The organism is Sporocytophaga sp. (assembly GCF_017745095.1).
In the GTDB taxonomy this organism is placed as follows: domain Bacteria; phylum Bacteroidota; class Bacteroidia; order Cytophagales; family Cytophagaceae; genus Sporocytophaga.
Genome location: NZ_JAGHZZ010000007.1, coordinates 91,211 through 109,674 on the forward strand (window position 1 = coordinate 91,211; position 18,464 = coordinate 109,674).

The 18,464-nt window shown below is 36.1% G+C and carries 14 protein-coding genes; 9 read left to right on the forward strand and 5 right to left on the reverse strand.

Features of this window, described 5'->3' with window-relative positions:
• Positions 1-201: 201 nt before the first annotated feature.
• Positions 202-2,448 carry a S46 family peptidase gene (locus J7604_RS12205; protein ID WP_293896259.1) on the forward strand — a complete coding sequence of 749 codons (2,247 nt, stop codon included), beginning with the start codon at positions 202-204 and terminating at the stop codon, positions 2,446-2,448.
• 8 nt (positions 2,449-2,456) lie between these two features.
• Here the strand turns inward: J7604_RS12205 and J7604_RS12210 are convergent, their stop codons facing one another.
• Positions 2,457-2,867: a response regulator gene (locus J7604_RS12210; protein ID WP_293896262.1), complete on the reverse strand. Its 411-nt coding sequence runs from the start codon at positions 2,865-2,867 to the stop codon at positions 2,457-2,459.
• Positions 2,868-3,334: 467 nt separating this feature from the next.
• Between J7604_RS12210 and J7604_RS12215 the strand changes: the two genes are divergently transcribed.
• Both J7604_RS12215 and J7604_RS12220 read left to right on the forward strand, forming a co-directional pair.
• Positions 3,335-5,968 carry a valine--tRNA ligase gene (locus J7604_RS12215; RefSeq protein WP_293896265.1) on the forward strand — a complete coding sequence of 878 codons (2,634 nt, stop codon included), beginning with the start codon at positions 3,335-3,337 and terminating at the stop codon, positions 5,966-5,968.
• 148 nt (positions 5,969-6,116) lie between these two features.
• Positions 6,117-7,079 carry an OmpA family protein gene (locus tag J7604_RS12220; protein ID WP_293896268.1) on the forward strand — a complete coding sequence of 321 codons (963 nt, stop codon included), beginning with the start codon at positions 6,117-6,119 and terminating at the stop codon, positions 7,077-7,079.
• 97 nt (positions 7,080-7,176) lie between these two features.
• On the opposite strand, the gene J7604_RS12225 is transcribed toward J7604_RS12220, so the two are convergent.
• The 3 genes from J7604_RS12225 to J7604_RS12235 form a co-directional block, all read right to left on the reverse strand.
• Positions 7,177-8,397: an alanine dehydrogenase gene (locus tag J7604_RS12225; RefSeq protein ID WP_293896271.1), complete on the reverse strand. Its 1,221-nt coding sequence runs from the start codon at positions 8,395-8,397 to the stop codon at positions 7,177-7,179.
• Positions 8,394-8,837 carry a tRNA (adenosine(37)-N6)-threonylcarbamoyltransferase complex ATPase subunit type 1 TsaE gene (tsaE, locus tag J7604_RS12230; protein ID WP_293896274.1) on the reverse strand — a complete coding sequence of 148 codons (444 nt, stop codon included), beginning with the start codon at positions 8,835-8,837 and terminating at the stop codon, positions 8,394-8,396. The genes J7604_RS12225 and tsaE overlap by 4 nt, the downstream gene beginning before the upstream one ends.
• An 83-nt stretch (positions 8,838-8,920) precedes the next feature.
• A complete protein-coding gene (locus tag J7604_RS12235; protein ID WP_293896277.1) occupies positions 8,921-10,474 on the reverse strand; it encodes a bifunctional response regulator/alkaline phosphatase family protein in 1,554 nt (517 codons plus the stop codon).
• Between the two features lie 70 nt (positions 10,475-10,544).
• Between J7604_RS12235 and J7604_RS12240 the strand changes: the two genes are divergently transcribed.
• From J7604_RS12240 to J7604_RS12265, 6 genes are read left to right on the forward strand one after another with little or no spacing between them, the layout of a single operon-like run.
• Entirely contained in the window at positions 10,545-11,774 is a 1,230-nt protein-coding gene (locus J7604_RS12240) for an HD domain-containing protein (RefSeq protein ID WP_293896281.1), read from the forward strand.
• Positions 11,775-11,811: 37 nt separating this feature from the next.
• Positions 11,812-12,852 (forward strand): UDP-3-O-(3-hydroxymyristoyl)glucosamine N-acyltransferase, encoded by a 1,041-nt coding sequence (gene lpxD / locus J7604_RS12245; RefSeq protein ID WP_293896284.1) that lies wholly within the window; start codon positions 11,812-11,814, stop codon positions 12,850-12,852.
• 7 nt (positions 12,853-12,859) lie between these two features.
• Positions 12,860-14,266 carry a bifunctional UDP-3-O-[3-hydroxymyristoyl] N-acetylglucosamine deacetylase/3-hydroxyacyl-ACP dehydratase gene (locus J7604_RS12250; protein WP_045466655.1) on the forward strand — a complete coding sequence of 469 codons (1,407 nt, stop codon included), beginning with the start codon at positions 12,860-12,862 and terminating at the stop codon, positions 14,264-14,266.
• Complete coding sequence (gene lpxA / locus J7604_RS12255) at positions 14,263-15,042, forward strand: acyl-ACP--UDP-N-acetylglucosamine O-acyltransferase (RefSeq protein WP_293896294.1); 780 nt, start codon at positions 14,263-14,265, stop codon at positions 15,040-15,042. Before J7604_RS12250 ends, lpxA begins: the two co-directional genes overlap by 4 nt.
• 3 nt (positions 15,043-15,045) lie before the next feature.
• Positions 15,046-15,669: an ABC transporter ATP-binding protein gene (locus J7604_RS12260; RefSeq protein ID WP_293896297.1), complete on the forward strand. Its 624-nt coding sequence runs from the start codon at positions 15,046-15,048 to the stop codon at positions 15,667-15,669.
• A gap of 4 nt (positions 15,670-15,673) precedes the next feature.
• Positions 15,674-16,495, forward strand: coding sequence for a hypothetical protein (locus tag J7604_RS12265; RefSeq protein WP_293896300.1), 822 nt, complete (start codon positions 15,674-15,676; stop codon positions 16,493-16,495).
• 81 nt (positions 16,496-16,576) lie between these two features.
• Here the strand turns inward: J7604_RS12265 and J7604_RS12270 are convergent, their stop codons facing one another.
• A complete protein-coding gene (locus J7604_RS12270) occupies positions 16,577-18,379 on the reverse strand; it encodes a T9SS type A sorting domain-containing protein (protein ID WP_293896303.1) in 1,803 nt (600 codons plus the stop codon).
• Positions 18,380-18,464: the final 85 nt, after the last annotated feature.

Consider the following 18,464-nt stretch of genomic DNA (forward strand, 5'->3'; position numbering starts at 1 on the left):
GCGAAAAGCATAAAGCGGAATGTGATATGTTTCGACTTTATACTTTTAGCGTTAAGCTTTTTGCTTTCACCTTTCAGCTTTTTCCAATATATTGCTCTGAATTGACCATAAAATATGGTATTTGTACCATTTGTTAAACAATTTAATCCCTAAATCATTTTAAGCTTTTATATTTTTTACCAAAAATCTATTGAGACTATCATGTTGAAAAAACTTATTGTATTTACTGTCTGTTTGCTCTTTTTAAATCCTTTCTGTCAGGCTGACGAGGGAATGTGGCTTCCTTTACTCATAAAGAGGCTTAATTATGAAGATATGCAAAAGAAAGGTCTCAAGCTAACTGCAGATGAGATCTACAGTGTAAATCACTCGAGCCTGAAAGATGCGGTTGTGAACTTTGGAGGTTATTGTACCGGAGAAATCATATCCGATAAAGGACTAATCCTTACAAATCATCACTGTGGTTATGAATCTGTTCAATCGCACAGTACAGTCGATCAAGACTATCTTACTGAGGGTTTTTGGGCAAAGAAAATGTCTGAGGAACTACCTACTCCAGGTCTTACTGTAACTTTTTTGGTGAGAATGGAAGATGTTACAGACAAAATTCTAGGAGAATGTGCTGGATTGAATCCTGAAGAAAAAGAAGCTAAAATCGAGCAGGTATCTGCAGATCTTGAAAAAACAGCTATAGCAGGAACACATTATACTTCGGAAATCAAAAGTTTTTTCGAAGGGAATGAATATTACCTGTTTGTTTATGAAGTATTCAAAGATATCAGACTTGTAGGAGCCCCTCCTTCAAGTATCGGAAAATTCGGTGGGGATACAGATAACTGGATGTGGCCAAGACATACTGGTGATTTTTCCATGTTCAGAGTCTATACTGCGCCAGATGGAAAACCTGCTGAATATTCAGCAAACAACGTCCCTTTAAAACCTAAATTTCACCTTACTATTTCACTAGACGGATATGAAAAAGGCTCTTTCTCAATGGTGATGGGATATCCTGGAAGCACTGAAAGATATCTTACTTCCGGAGGGGTTAAACTTGCTTATGAAATTACCAACCCTGACAAAATCAAAATCAGAGAAAAAAGATTGGCACTCATGAAAGAAGATATGGATGCCAACCCAGAGATCAGAATCAAATATGCTGCAAATTATGCTCAAGTAAGCAACTATTACAAATACTTCATAGGTCAGAATCAAGGATTAAGAAGGTTGGATGTTGCAGATCAAAAGAAAGCCAGAGAGCAAAAATTTCAGGAATGGGCAGATGCTGATCCTGAGAGAAAAAAGACTTATGGTGACTTGCTTCCTCAATTTGAGAAAACTTATGAGGAGTACAAAGTTGTTGCTCCTGCCTATACTTACCTAGAAGAAGCTGCCTTTGGTACTGAAATCCTCCTTTTTGCATACAAGCTGAATGGATTTTACCAAGCACTTCAAAATGCTAAAACACCTCAGGAAACTCAAGCTGCCGCGGACGCTGCCAAAGTCCAAGCTGACGAATTCTTTAAAAATTATAATCCACCAACGGACCAAAAGATCTTTGCAGCACTGTTACAAATGTACCATGATGATGTGAACCCCAAATTAGTCCCGACAGTACTCAAAGAAGCAGATAAGAAATACAAAGGAGACTTCTCCAAATTTGCTGCATATGTTTTTGCCAATTCGATCCTTGCGTCGAAAGAAAAGATGGACAATTTCCTTAAAAAACCTTCTGCAAAGGTATTGGAAAAAGATCCTGCTTTCAAAACAAGTCAAGCAATCATCAGTGATTTCAGAGCGCTGGCAGGCCCTTTCCTGGGAATGATTTTCGCTAAATTGGATGCTGCCAACAATTTATACCTCAGAGGAATTAGGGAAATGAATAAAGACGCTAAACTATACCCTGATGCTAACTTTTCTATGAGACTAAGTTATGGATCAGTTGAAGATTATTATCCGAAAGATGCCGCACACTTTTCATACTACACAACCATTGAAGGGATCATGGAAAAAGAAGACCCTAACAACGAAGAATTCATTGTCCCTAAAAGACTTGTAGAGCTATATAATCAAAAAGATTATGGTAGATATGGTTTTAAAGGAACCCTTCCTGTAAATTTTATATCTACCAATGATATTACCGGAGGAAATTCGGGCAGTCCTGTTATGAATGGCTACGGTCATCTGATCGGTTGTGCATTCGATGGCAATTGGGAAGCAATGAGTGGAGACATCATTTATGAACCCAAATTACAAAGAACTATATCGGTTGATATCAGATATATTTTATTCATTATTGATAAATATGCAGGCGCCGAAAATCTTATTAAAGAGATGACCATTGTACAAAATTACAAGTCGGCGTCAGCAAGTCAGGAAGAGCCGTTAGACCAAAACAAACCCGTCGAAACAATTAAAACAGGCAATAAAAAAATGGAAAAGGTGAATTAACTAAAGCCTTAAACAATTGAAGCATTTCTTCTAATAAACCCCAGCAGATTCTCTTCTGTTAGGGGTTTATTTATATAACCTGCAGCTATAGGAGAACTTTCTACCTTCTTAATATCATTTGTATTGGTACTTGTGGTTAAAACCACAATCATAGGTCTTTCAACAGTATTTAAATCCTGTTTTTCAAATTCTTCCAGAAACTCAAATCCATCCATTACCGGCATATTGATATCTAGCAGGATTAGAGTTGGCAGATCTTTCTTCCCACATTTTTTGAGATAATTAATCGCTTCCTGTCCATTGTTTGTCACAATAATTTCTTCTGACAAACCTATTCTCCTTATTAACCTGAGATTTATGTAATTATTGATTTTATCGTCATCAACAAGGAGAACTTTATTAAACTTTTTCTCTGGCATAACTATCCTTTCTAAATTATCCCTTTTATTTACTTTGGTAAAAAGATACTGAGGAAATCTTTACACAAATTGTGCCTGAATTCATCCATTCAACTCTCCTTCAATCCTATTCCTTTTTACAACGATTTATTTATCCCAAATATCTTTTTCTGACAAACAAAATTTGAATTCAATAGACACCTCCATTCACTTTTGACGGCGATTTTAAAGTGGATAAAGATAAGTTCATTTACTATACTGTAAATTAAGATCTTACATTTTTATACTTGAAGAAATTAATTATTCTTGAAGTAATATTGAGAAGAGGGAGAGTTGCTATGGCTAACATTAATTTAAGCTTTTTTTTGCAAAAAAATGAAACTACAAGAGCCAAACTTCTTATTTTTTGTTTTAGATAAAATGCAGATTTTATTAAGCAATAAATATTTTTAATTTTGCCGGTTCGCAAAGCATACCAAATATAAAAGATGGAAATTAAGAAGACATACAGTCCCAAAGAAGTTGAAAACAAATGGTATTCCTATTGGATGAATAATGGTTTTTTCGCAGCAAAGCCCAATCCTGATAGGGAACCATATACAGTTGTTATTCCTCCGCCAAACGTCACCGGGGTTTTGCATATGGGACACATGCTTAACAATACCATCCAGGATGTGCTGGTCAGAAAAGCTAGAATGGAAGGAAAAGAGGCTTGCTGGGTACCAGGGACTGACCATGCATCCATTGCTACTGAGGCAAAAGTTGTTGCAATGCTTAGAGAAAAAGGCATTAAGAAAAGCGATCTTTCAAGAGATGAGTTTTTGAAATACGCATGGGAATGGAAAGAGAAATATGGTGGTATTATACTTGAACAGTTAAAAAAACTAGGTGCTTCATGTGACTGGGACAGAACCAGGTTCACCATGGAACCAGCACTATCTGATGCTGTTATTGAAGTATTTATAAAATTATACAGAGATGGCCTTATATACAGAGGATACCGAATGGTTAACTGGGATCCTCAAGGGAAAACAGCTCTTTCTGATGAAGAAGTTATTCACAAGGAAGTAAATTCAAAACTTTATTTTCTCAAGTACCCAATAGATGGATCTGAAGATTATATAACGGTAGCCACTACAAGACCAGAAACCATCCTCGGAGATACTGCCGTTTGTGTAAATCCAAACGATCAGAGATATCAGCATCTGAAAGGCAAGAAAGCTATTGTTCCTCTTATCGGAAGGAAAATTCCTGTGATTATGGATGAATATGTTGACATGGAATTTGGAACAGGTTGCTTGAAAGTTACCCCTGCTCATGACGTAAATGACTATGCACTAGGTCAAAAGCATGGTCTTGAAGTCATTGATATCATGAATGATGATGGTACGTTCAGTGCCAAGGCCCAATTGTATGTAGGCGAAGACCGATTTAAAGTAAGAAAGCTCATTTCTAAAGAACTTGAGGAAAAATCATTTTTACTTAAGACAGAAGATATAAAAAACAGTGTTGGATATTCTGAAAGAACGGACGCTGTGATTGAACCAAGATTATCTCTTCAGTGGTTTGTTGACATGAAAAAATTTCTGGAGAAAAAACCAGAAGTTCTTTCCTCGGTGATGAATGATGAGATTCAACTTATTCCATCCAAGTTCAAAAATACATACAGACATTGGATGGAAAACATCAAAGACTGGTGTATTTCCAGGCAACTTTGGTGGGGACAGAGAATTCCAGCCTATTATCTGATTAATAATCCATCAGCTGAGCCTGTTGTAGCGCTCTCAGAACAAGAAGCGTTAGAGCAGTTTCAGAAAAATTATCCCGGCACAAAAGCTTCTGATTTAAAACAGGATGAAGATGTACTTGACACGTGGTTCTCTTCATGGTTGTGGCCGATTTCTGTATTTGATGGTTTTAAAGATCCGCAAAACAAGGACATCAACTACTTCTACCCTACCAATGACCTTGTAACAGCACCTGAAATTTTATTCTTCTGGGTAGCAAGAATGATCATGGCGGGCTACATGTTCCGTGGGGAGATACCATTCAAAAAAGTATATCTGACAGGTATTGTAAGAGATAAACAAGGCCGAAAAATGTCCAAATCTCTTGGTAATTCGCCTGATCCTTTAGATCTGATTGAAGAATATGGAGCTGATGGAGTAAGGGTTGGAATGCTTTTAAGTTCTCCTGCAGGTAACGATTTGTTATTTGATGAGAAGCTCTGCCTTCAAGGAAGAAATTTTAGCAACAAAATATGGAATGCTTTCCGTCTTATTAAAGGGTGGGATATTAAAGAAGGCTCAAATCCTGAAAATGCTCCTGCTATTGAATGGATGGAAACTAAATTGACAGCATCGTTAACAGAACTGGAAGATAACTTCTCAAAATACAGATTGTCAGATGCATTAATGACAGTTTATAAGCTGGTTTGGGATGACTTTTGTTCCTGGTACCTAGAGATGATAAAGCCTGGCTTTGAACAACCGATAGATCGCGATACATACAACAAAACTATTAGCATTTTTGAAAGACTACTCAAAGTTCTTCACCCATTTATGCCATTTATCTCAGAAGAATTATGGCATGAAATAAAAGAACGTTCTGCAAATGATTGTTTGATTGTTGCTGCTTGGCCACAAAGTAATGTTCTCAATAAAAAAATCATTGAGAACGGAGATTTAGCAATTGAAGTAATTTCCAACATAAGAAACATTAGAAACACTAAACAGATTACCAAAAATGATCCTCTAAAACTTCTGGTGAAAACAACTTCGGAAGAATTGGTAAAACATTTTGGTTATCTTATCAAAAAGTTAGCTTTCATAGAATCTATAGAAAGTACAGAAACTGCTATTGACGGAGCTGCTACATTTATTATCCGTAGTTCAGAATTTTATGTGCCACTAGGAGACTCTATTGATCCTGAAAAAGAAAAAGAAAATCTATTAAAGCAATTGGAGCATAAAAGAGGATTTCTTGCTAGTGTAGAGAAAAAGCTAAGCAATGAAAAATTCGTTGCCGGAGCGCCTGCTCCTGTTATTGAGCTTGAAAAAAAGAAAAAAGCAGATGCTGAAGCTGAAATTCAAGCATTAGAAAAAAGCCTGGCTAACCTCTAAAAAATGTATTAAACGTCGCAATACTTCTAAAGTTTCGGATTTAAACTTTTTCCATAAAAAGGCTGAAAATTGACAAAAATTTTCAGCCTTTTTTCCATTTTTTCAGTACACTACTTTCATGTTTAGATCAACTATCAAGTATTACGGGATGAAAAAATTAATACTCCTTAGTTCCATATTGTGCATACTTTCTTTTATAGGCGAAAATGCTTTTGCTCAAAATCCAGCTCAGACTAAAAAGAAAGCCAAAGCTGCCAAAAAAGGCAAGAACAAAAAGAAAGAACCATATCAAATAGTCTGGAAAGAAAGAGATTCTGATGGTGATGGTGTTCCAGACGGTAGGGATAAATGTATCCATACACCTAAAGGTGAACCTGTAACAACGTTTGGTTGTCCCTACGATGTTGATTTTGATGGAGTCTACGATTACGAAGACCAATGTAAAAACGAATCCGGACCCAAAGAAAACAAAGGTTGTCCGTGGGGAGACAGAGATAAGGACGGTATCATGGACAATAAAGACGAATGTCCTGACGTTCCTGGATTACCTCAATATAGGGGCTGTCCTGATACAGATGGAGACGGAATCCAGGACAAAGATGATCAGTGCCCTAAAGAAAGAGGTACAGTTGCATTAAAAGGTTGTCCTCCCGCTTTTGTTGATACAGACGGAGACGGAGTTGGAGATTATGATGACCTATGCATGAGAACTCCTGGTATTAAATCTAACAAAGGTTGTCCTGAAATTAAACCAGAAGAAAAGAAAGCATTGGAAGAAGCATTTAAAAATTTATTATTTGAAACAAACAGTGATGTTATTATCAGTTCTTCATACAACTCACTGAACAAGCTTGCTTCAGTAATGGTAAACAATCCTAAATCAAAGCTGCATTTAGAAGGACATACAGATAATGTTGGCGATGACAACTCTAACATGGATCTTTCAAAAAGAAGATCAGAATCTGTTAAACGTTATCTTGGAACCAAAGGTGTAAGCGCAAACAGAATCACAACTGATGGTTTTGGAGAAACCAAACCGGTAGACACGAACGATACCGATGCTGGCAGACAGGCCAACAGACGTGTAGAGATGAACATTATGTATGAATAGTATTATTCCCAAATAATATCTAAATAAAAAATCCGGTCAAATTGGCCGGATTTTTTATTTAGATCATTAGTACTTTTAGCTTTGTGCTTTCAACTTTTCAAAACCGAGCAGCTAGAATCAATTTCATATCCTTATGCTTCATATTAAATTTCTTAGCTATATAAGGATTGGTAAGACTTCCTTTATAAGAATATACTCCTTTCATGAACCATTCTTTGGAATAAATTAATTCCTCTGTCCCTCCTTTTTTGGCTATCTGTAAAATAATTGGAGTGAATATGTTACTTAGTGCAGTTGTAGCTGTTCTTGCAACCCTTGATGCAATATTGGGAACACAATAGTGAATCACATCATATTTTCTGAAGATCGGGTTTTTGTGACTTGTAACCCTACTTGTTTCAAAACAACCACCCTGATCAATACTCACATCGATAATCACTGAATTAGGCATCATTTCAGCGACCATATCTTCAGTTACTACGCATGGACTTCCCTCGTCAGATCTTAAAGAACCTATAACTACGTCTGCTTCTCTTAATTCTTTTCTTAAAGTAATAGTATCAATTGTAGAAGTATAAATCTGAAGTCCCAGATCATGCTTTAATCTTCTGAGCTTATAAACCTGGTTGTCAAATATCTTGACTTCACATCCCAATCCGGCAGCAGCGCGGACAGCATATTCCGCTACTGTTCCAGCTCCAAGAATCACAACTTTTGTAGGTGGTACCCCTGTAATTCCTCCTAATATAACACCCTTTCCATTTTTGCTATTGAGATATTCAGCTGCAATTAGCATAACAGTACTGCCTGCTATTTCACTCATTGCTCTTACCACTGGCATTCCTCCTACCTTATCTTCAATAAATTCAAAGCCAAGCGCAATCAACTTTTGCTTATTGATAGCCTGAACTAGTTCTGGTGTAAGTGTTGAAATCTGAAGTGCTGAAAACAATGTACTTCCTGGCTTCATCATGCTTATTTCCTGAATGGTTGGCGGTTCAATCTTTAGAACAATATTAGACTGAAATACTTCCTGGGAGGAATAAGCTATTTTAGCGCCAGCATCACTGTATTCTTTATCTGAATACTTTGCAGATACGCCGGCACCGGTTTCTACAACCACATCGTGGCCATTATTAACCAACAATGCTACTGCTTCCGGAGTTAGACAGACCCTATTTTCAAGGTCCTGTATCTCCTTAGGAATACCAATATTAAGACGGGTTGTACCTTCAGGAATTTTCAATAGTGCTTCCTGAGGATATAAGGCATGTTCTTTTGCCAGAGCTTCAATACCCGATTTTAAGCTGCTTTTCATGTTTTAGAAAGATGAAAAATTCTTTGTTGATTATTATCTACTTTTAGAGAAATTCTTAAATGATGAGGAGGAATTAGAGATTCTATTTTTGAAGGCCACTCAATAAGACATATATTTCCTGAAGAAAAATACTCTTCACTCCCTATATCAAGAGCCTCAGTCTCGCTTTTTAGTCTGTAAAAATCAAAATGGTAAATGCTATTGCTGTTATTTCCAAGATATTCATTTACCAAAGCAAACGTAGGACTGCTGACATTTTCAGAAACACCCAGTCCTTTGCATATTTCCTTGATCAAAGTTGTCTTTCCTGCTCCAATCTCACCCTCAAACAGCCATACCTTTTCCGATCCGGCAAATTTTATTATTTCCCCTGCTACCTGTTTGAGTTCGGACAGGTCCTTGCTCAGTAAAATTTTAAAAGGTTGTGTACTTTCTCCCATGAATTGATTGAAAGAAGAATGGTCTGGTTGTAAATTTACAAAAATTTATCAACCAGTCAATCCATTTAATCTCCCAATAAACCTTACTTTGGAGACAAGGTTATAAAAGGTATAATCATTTCTTCCAAAGAAACGCCACCATGCTGGAAAGTATCTTTGTAAAAATTGACGTAGTAGTTATAGTTATTTGGATAAGCAAAGAAGTAATCTTCAATAGTAAAAACGTAAGCTGTAGAAACATTTCTTTTGGGCAGAAACATACGCTCAGGCTTTCTACAGACATATACATCCTTTTCATCAAAGCCAAGGTTTTTACCTTGCTTATATCTCAGGTTAGTATTTGTGCTTTTATCTCCGATTATTTTAAATGGCTTTTTCACTCTTATAGTGCCATGATCTGTTGTAATGATCACTCTGCCTTTTTTCTCTGCAATTTTTTTTAATGCTTCAAGTAACGGAGAATGCTGAAACCAGGAATTAGTTAAAGATCTATATGCTGATTCATCAGGTGCGAGCTCTCTCACCATTGCCATATCCGTTCGGGCATGGGATAGCATATCGACAAAATTGTAGACGATCACATTTAACTTATTATTCATAAGGTTAGTGATATTATCCAGCAAAGATTTGCCGTGAGAAATATTGATAATTTTATTGTAAGAACTCTTAATATCTAGTTTATTCCTGACTAACTGAGCCTTTAGAAGTTCTTCTTCGAAATTATTCTTCCCTTCCTCCTCTTCATCACTTACCCAATACTGAGGAAATTTTTTCTCAATTTCGGAAGGGAGTAATCCTGAAAAAATTGCATTTCTTGCATAAGCAGTAGTAGTAGGCAATATAGAATAATAGTTAATCTCCTCATCTACATTAAAATATGCATTAATGGTTGATTCCAGAACTTTCCACTGATCATATCTAAGATTATCAATAAGAATAAAAAATAAAGGCTGATCTTTTTCTAAAAGTGGAAATACTTTCTTTTTCATAATCTGATGAGAAAGAACAGGTTTTGAAGAATCAGCATCATTTAACCAAGACTCATAATTATCAATAATGAAATCAGCAAAGTTCTTATTGGCTTCACTTTTCTGCATATCGATAATATCCTTCATACTTTTGTTTTCGGTATTATCAATTTCCAATTCCCAATAAACCAGTTTTTTGTATATCTCAGCCCACTCCTCATGTCCGATGCGGTCATTATAAGCCATGCTGAGATTTCTGAAATCCTGCTGATAACTGATATTTGTTTTTTCAGTAACAAGTCTTTTATTATCTAATATCTTTTTGATACTCAATAATATCTGATTCGGATTTAATGGTTTAATGAGATAGTCAGCGATTTTGCTCCCGATGGCTTCTTCCATGATATGCTCTTCTTCACTCTTGGTGATCATGATTACCGGAAGATTCGGTTTTATAGCTTTGATTTGACTTAGTGTTTCCAAGCCGGTCATTCCAGGCATATTTTCATCAAGAAATACGATGTCATATTTCTCTTCATTACATTTCTCTAACGCATCTGCCCCGCTAGGTACAGGAGTTACATCATAGCCTTTATTATTAAGAAAAATTATGTGGGGTTTAAGTAGATCTATTTCATCATCCGCCCATAAAATATTATATCTTTGCATAGAATTAAAATTCGTAAACACTAAAAGTACATTAAATCCTTATTAATAAGTTTCGTTAACTTAAAAAGTTTTGAATAAGAAGAAAATATTCAACGATCCGGTTTACGGATTTATTACAATTCCCGGAAGTTTCATTTTTGATATTATTGAGCATCCCTATTTTCAGCGACTGCGAAGAATAAAACAATTAGGACTTACAGATCTTGTTTATCCCGGCGCTCTCCATACAAGGTTCCATCATGCTCTTGGAGCTATGCATTTAATGGGTATGGCCTTAAACAGGCTAAGGAGTCGTGGGCATCAGATCTCTGAAGAAGAAAAAGAAGCCGCTTTGGCTGCCATATTATTGCATGATATTGGCCACGGTCCTTTCTCACATGCCCTGGAGAAAACACTCCTTTCCCATATAGCTCACGAAAAGCTTTCCTACCTTATCATGGAAAAGTTGAATAAAGAGTTTAATGGGAAACTAGATCTTACCATAAAAATGTTTCTCAATTTATACGAAAGAAAATTCTTCCATCAACTTATTTCGAGCCAGCTCGATATGGATAGAATGGACTATCTTAAGAGAGACAGCTTTTTTACTGGAGTAATGGAGGGAACCATTGGTGCCGACAGAATTATTAAAATGTTAGATATCGTTGATGATGAGCTGGTTGTAGAAGAGAAAGGAATTTACAGCATTGAAAATTTCTTATCATCCAGAAGGTTGATGTACTGGCAGGTTTATTTGCACAAAACTACCGTGTGTGCGGAAAAAATGCTGATTCAGATAATAAGGAGAGCTCAGCATTTATCTCTGACAGGTGAAAATCTATTTGCATCGGAAGCATTAAACGTGTTTCTACAGCAAAAAATAACACTTGAAGATTTCACTCAAAATCATCACTACCTTCAGGCTTTTACCAGTCTCGATGATTATGACTTGTGGGGAGCGATTAAAATATGGAAAAATCATAAAGACCCAGTATTATCGTTACTATGCAATCAGCTACTGGAAAGGAAGTTATTTCGAATCGAAATTTCCAGAACTCAATTTGAAGAGGAAAAGATAGAGCAGCTAAGAAAAGAAGTAGTTAAAAATCTAGGATTACCCGAAGAACACTCGGAATATTTTGTCGTAAACGGGGTTTTAAGAAACAGGGCATATCTACCAGTAAGTAATAAAATAAATGTTCTTACAAAAAGGGGACAAGTATTGGACGTAGCCCAGGCATATGATCTTCCCAACATAAAGGCCATAAGTAAAATAGTAAAAAAACATTATTTATGCTGGCCTAAAAATGTATCTTTGTAGGATGGTTCATAGTTAATAATTTGTTTAAATTAGTTTAATGGAATTTACCACAGGACAGATTGCCCATTTAATTGGGGGTGAAGTCAAAGGAAGTGATAGCCTGAAAATCAATAAACTGGCAAAAATTCAAGAGGGTCAGGAAGGTTGTATCTCCTTTTTATCCAATTTAAAATATGAACCTTATTTATATACCACCCAAGCTTCGGCTGTTATAGTTGACAAGAAATTCGTTCCCAAAAGCGAGGTAAAAACCACTTTAATTCTTGTTGACGATCCATATACCAGTTTTACTACGCTTCTTGAAGAATATCATAAATTCATAAGTTTCATGAAAACTGGTGTAGAGAATCCGTCTTTTATCGGGCAAAATTCTAACACAGGAGAAAATATTTATCGCGGAGCGTTTTCATATATAGGTAATAACTGCCAAATCGGAAAAAATGTAAAAATTTATCCACAGGCCTATATTGGAGATAATGTTACAATAGGAGACAACACCATTATTTTCTCTGGAGTAAAAATTTACTCAGATTCAAAAATCGGAAGCTATTGTACATTTCACTCAGGGGCTGTTATAGGCAGTGACGGTTTTGGATTTGCACCCCAACCGGATGGTACTTATAAAACCATCCCTCAAGTAGGAAATGTAATTATTGGAAATCATGTAGATATCGGTGCAAATACTGTAATCGATTGCGCTACAATGGGATCAACAGTAATACATGATGGTGTAAAACTTGACAATCTGATTCAGATTGCTCACAATGTAGAAATTGGAAAAAACACTGTGATCGCCGCACAATCCGGGATTTCCGGATCTACCAAAATTGGAGAAAATTGCGTTATCGCGGGTCAAGTTGGAATCGTAGGACATATCACACTGGCAAATAAAACTAGCATCGGTGCTCAATCCGGTGTTGGCAAATCGGTAGTAACAGAAGGAACTGCAATACACGGTTCCCCTGCTTTTGAATATAAAAAATTCCTGAAATCCAGCAGTGTTTTCAGAAAACTTCCGGAATTGCAAAAAAGAATTGAAGAACTTGAGGAAAAAATTATAAATTTGCCGACTTTATAAGGGTTAAATGAACGTAAAACAGCATACCATCAAGAGTCCCGTATCTATTTCAGGAGTAGGATTACATACAGGAGTAAAAGTTAACATGACTTTTGTACCTGCACCACCTAATCACGGGATTGTTTTTCAAAGGGTTGACCTTGAAAACCAACCTATTGTTGAAGCAGACGTCGACTATGTAGTTGACCTTTCAAGGGGAACCACAATTGAAAAAAATGGAGCAAGAGTAAGTACAGTAGAGCACACGCTTGCTGCACTTATGGGATTGCAGATCGACAATGTCCTCATCCAGATAGATGGTCCTGAAACTCCCATAATGGACGGAAGCTCTCAGCCATTTGTTGAGGCACTAGAGACTGTCGGATTTCAGGAACAAAATGCATTAAGAAACTTCTTTGAAGTTCCGCATAGCATCTTCTATAAAGACAACGAGAAGAATATAGAAATCGCAGCACTTCCACTTGACGATTATAGAGTTACTGTAATGGTAGACTATAATTCTCCGGTTTTAGGTAGTCAGCATGCTTCTCTTACAAATATCAACCAGTTTTCCAAAGAGATCGCCTCATGTAGAACTTTCTGTTTCCTACATGAGCTGGAAATGCTTCAGAAACAAAACCTTATTAAAGGTGGAGATCTTAACAATGCTATTGTAATTGTAGACAGAGTTGTACAGGATCATGAACTGGAACACCTTGCAAAATTATTCAATAAGCAAAAAGTAGAGGTTAAGAAAGAAGGAATTCTAAATAACCTAGAATTACGTTATAAAAATGAGCCGGCAAGACACAAACTTCTTGATGTAATTGGAGATCTTGCTTTAGTCGGAAGACCGTTAAAAGCTCAGATCCTTGCAGCTCGTCCTGGGCACGCTGCAAACGTAGCATTTGCGAAAAAAATTAAAAAAATCATGAAAGAGGCGTCTAAGAATCAGATTCCTCATTATGATCCAAATATGCCTCCGGTACTTGATGTAAATCAGATATACAAGGCACTACCTCACAGGTATCCGTTTAAACTTGTTGATAAAATATTTTATCTTGACGAAACAACGGTAGCAGGTATCAAAAATGTAACCATCAATGAGCCTTTTTTCCAAGGGCACTTCCCGGGAAATCCTGTAATGCCAGGAGTAATGCAAATTGAAGCAATGGTTCAAACAGGAGGAATTTTAGTATTAAATACAGTACCGGATCCTGACAACTATTGGACCTACTTCCTAAGTATAGAAAGCTGCAGATTTAAAAGATTTGTAGTTCCCGGAGATCAGATAATATTCAAATGTGAGTTATTGGCTCCTATAAAAAGAGGAATTGCTAAAATGCAGGGACAGGCATTTGTTGGTAATAATCTGGTTTGTGAAGCAGTAATGTCTGCAAGTATTGTAAGGAAAGACACAGGAAAATCCCTATGAATCAACCTTTAGCTTATATACATCCTCAGGCAAAAATTGCCAGAAATGTTGTAATTGAGCCTTTTTCGACAATTCATAAAAATGTTGAAATAGATGAAGGTACCTGGATCGGTCCAAATGTGACCATCATGGAAGGTGCCCGAATCGGAAAAAACGTAAAAATTTATCCAGGAGCTGTTATCTCTGCTCCCCCTCAGGATCTTAAGTTCTCAGGTGAAGAAACAACTGCAATCATTGGCGACAATTGTGTCATCAGAGAATGCGTAACTATCAATAGAGGTACTGTAGAAAAATACAAAACCGAAGTTGGTAAAAACTGCCTTCTTATGGCCTATGTGCACGTTGCCCATGACTGTATAATTGGAAACAATTGTATCCTCGCTAATTCGGTTCAGCTCGCAGGTCACGTAACAGTAGATGATTATGCTATAGTTGGTGGTTCAAGCGCTGTACACCAGTTTGTCAGAATAGGTGCGCACGCTATGATCTCTGGAGGCTCGCTTGTAAGAAAGGACATTCCTCCTTATACCAAAGCAGCAAGAGAACCACTAAGCTACTGTGGTATCAACTCTATTGGTCTTAGAAGAAGAGGTTTCAGCAACGAAAAGATCAACGAAATACAAGAAATCTACAGAACAGTATATCTTAGAGGATATAACAATTCAAAAGCATTAGATCATATTGAAGTGAACTTTACTTCTTCAAAAGAGAAAGATGAGATTGTAAATTTCATTCGCAGCTCTGACAGAGGTATCATGAAAGGGTTCAGTCAGTAAGAAATGAATATTATCGCTGAAAATTTAGGCAAGAGATTTGACCGCAATTGGCTTTTCAGAAATCTTAACCTGAATTTTCAGCGAAATCAATCCTATGCCATTACCGGTAGAAATGGATCTGGGAAATCTACTTTAATCCAGATACTTGCCGGACTTTCCTCTCCCAACGAAGGAAAAGTAAAATACTTTTCAAATAATACAGAAATCTCTGCTGATCACCTATATCAAAAACTCACTTTTACTGCCCCCTATCAGGATCTCATTGAAGAATTAACCTTAGAAGAAATTATTGATTTTCATCTCACATTCAAGAAATTCAAAAACAATCTTTCCAAAAAGGATTTCATTAAGATACTGGGGCTTGAAAAGGCTTCTGACAAAAAGTTGATATATTTTTCATCTGGAATGAAGCAAAGAGTAAAACTTGGCTTTGCAATGTATACCGAATCCGAAATACTTTTCCTAGATGAGCCTACCGTAAATCTTGACGCAGCAGGAATAAACTGGTACAAAACTGAAATTCTCCAAAACATAAAGGATAGAATTGTGATTATCTGTTCTAATCAACCTTATGAATATGATTTTTGTCATGACATCATAAAGGTTGAGGATTTTCATAAATCCTGAAAATTTGGAACAAGACAGATACTCAAAATTTGTAAAGAGAAATGAAGAAACCTTTTGGATGATTGCATTACTGCAATTAGCCATATTCTTCCTTGTATTATTCCTTCCGTCTTTAAACAGGGAGAATCTTAACGATTTACTTACATGGATTTGCCCTTCCTTTCTGTTCAGTTTTCTGATTGTATCCAGATTATATTACTATTCCAGAGTAAAAAATTTACTTAATGAAAGTACGAGATTTAAAGTAAGATCCTTTTTAAGACTTAGCTTTAGGAAATGGATTATTATCCTTTGCGGAAATTTTCTTTGTCTCTTTTCTTACCTTTTAAATCACGACCCGACATTCTTATTTCTCTTTGGAGTCGGACTTTCATCATATCTCTTTGCCAAGCCTTCAGTACTGAGAATGACGAGGGATTTCAGAATTCCTGCAACTGAAGTTCAGCCTCGTGAAAGCAGACTCGCATTTTTCATTCCATCACAAATCATTGCCTTTGCCATCTCTGCTTATTTCTTTAAGGAAATAGCATTCGCTTATCAGGCAGGAGAAGATCAGGATTTGGCATTGCTAATAGAAAACTGTGTAACAGAAAGCGGACTGGAAAGCTATTATCCTTCAGAAACAAAAAACTATTGTGAGTGCACAAGCTCTAAGATTATGGAGAGATATTCCAACGAAGAAGTACAAGAACATAATAAACTTCCTGCTGCTCAACGAAATTATATTTACAAAGAAATTACAGACAGATGCTTTGTAGAAAACTTCAGACATGTTTTGGCTGACACATTAACTAAAAGATCTTATCGTAAATCTAAGGCTAAATAGATTTCATTTTATTTTTGACATAAAAAAGTTGGACAACCTAAGCTGCCCAACTTTATTGTTCTTTGATAACAATATGTATTACTATTTCACAATCGCTTTCAATGTTTGCACCTTGCCATTCTGAATCAATCTGATCATATGCATACCTTTACCTTCTAGATCTAAAGGAGTCTCAGGAGTATAAGCATTATCTTCGTGAATCAACTGTCCAAGTGCATTATAAATTTTAAGATCATATTGCCCCTTTCCTGAAATTACAATTTTCCCCTCGGATGGATTGGGGTATACTGATGATAAATTCTCTACAATATTCGTGTTACCTGTGATAATTTCGGCTTGTATTTCTTCTTTTTCACCTGCTTCATTGGAAGTCAGATACAGTCCTGATGCCAATACTGAATTTCCGGAAACACGTGCAGTAGGAAGCGTAATAGTGCAACTTACAGTGACTCCCTTAGAGGCTTTCTCAGAGTAATAAACAGTTATCTGATTGGTATTGATTCCTGACACTATTTCTCCTCCCCAGGCAAACCATGAATATGTTGCACCTGGATAATCACTTGGCGCTGTGAATGTGTAATAACCTTTGCCCATATTTAACGCATTTTGCCACGTAATTTCAAAATCACGATTCAATACGCGAATTTTGAATGAAGTACTATCTTCATTGCATTCAGGATTTGTAGCTAACACATAATAATCTCCGGGAGAAAGATCATTTCCTGTAACTAAGTTTTCATACTTATCATCCGTGAAGAAACTGAATTCTGTACCATTATGATTAGTATTATGATCAAGATAAATTTCTTTCAGTACATTTTTATGAAAGACATTATTAAAGCCATAATAATCTCCGTCAATCATATAAACTAAAGAACCTCCATAACTATCTTTAGACATAATCACATCAGTTGTCATCAATTTAGTGGGTACTTTAGGCACAAAATTATAGTAATAATTATTACATATTCCAAGAGTAATATTAGGCTGATAGCTTATTTCAATCCGAGGGAATTTCGTTGACATGTACTTCCACATTGTAGCTAAATCAATTGCAGCAGGATTTATAGGTAATACATCACTAGGTTTTGCATTATCGCTTTTATCAAGGAAAGTCATATCTGCCAATTCTTCTGCGGTTGCAACATGACCATCTAAATAAACATAAGGCCTTATATCTAAAATATCATCCAGACAAATAGATGGCATGTTTCGAAGCTCCAGATTATGACATGGGCTCTCCTCTACCTTTACATACATTTCCTCTGAATGAATATCATCAGCAGAACAAATAGCATAACTCAATCTTATTCTATAGGTCCCTTTTCCAAATAAAGTCCAGTCAGTAAGATTTTTAACAGCAGTTTCCGGATTTACACCGTCATATAAAAACAATCTATCATGAAATTCTTCAGTATCTTTTCCTGTACCCCAGTATGCTATGTTACTAAAAAAGTCCTTTGAAAAATTTACTTTAGCCCCCTTTTCAACCGTGTACTTTAATGTGTCTTTTATAAAGTATTTAGTTGGTGGTTGAATGATATTAATAAAGATTGCAATTCCATTATGTCCATTAGCTGGAGTGTTCTGCTTTTCTATATAGACCATTTCATAGTCACTATATTTAAATCCTCCGGTTATTTCTGTTGTAGTTATAACAGAACCATTTAATTGAAGGAGCCTATAATTACTCACATTATCTTCAGGATCATTAAGATCTTTAATTCCACATTGAGTATAAATATTTTCAAGAGTAATCAAAGTGTCTGCACATGAAGACATTCGATTTCCATTGTCAGCTGCAATAAAAGTACCTGAAGTTTGTGCTAATGCCATACCTCCAAAAAGCACTTTAACAATGGATAATAGTAGTTGTTTTCTCATAGTTTAATTGGTTTGATAATTAAAAATTTTCCTCTATAAAAGGGCGAAGTGGTCTTCTTTGTACGATTATCAGGATCGAGAGTTC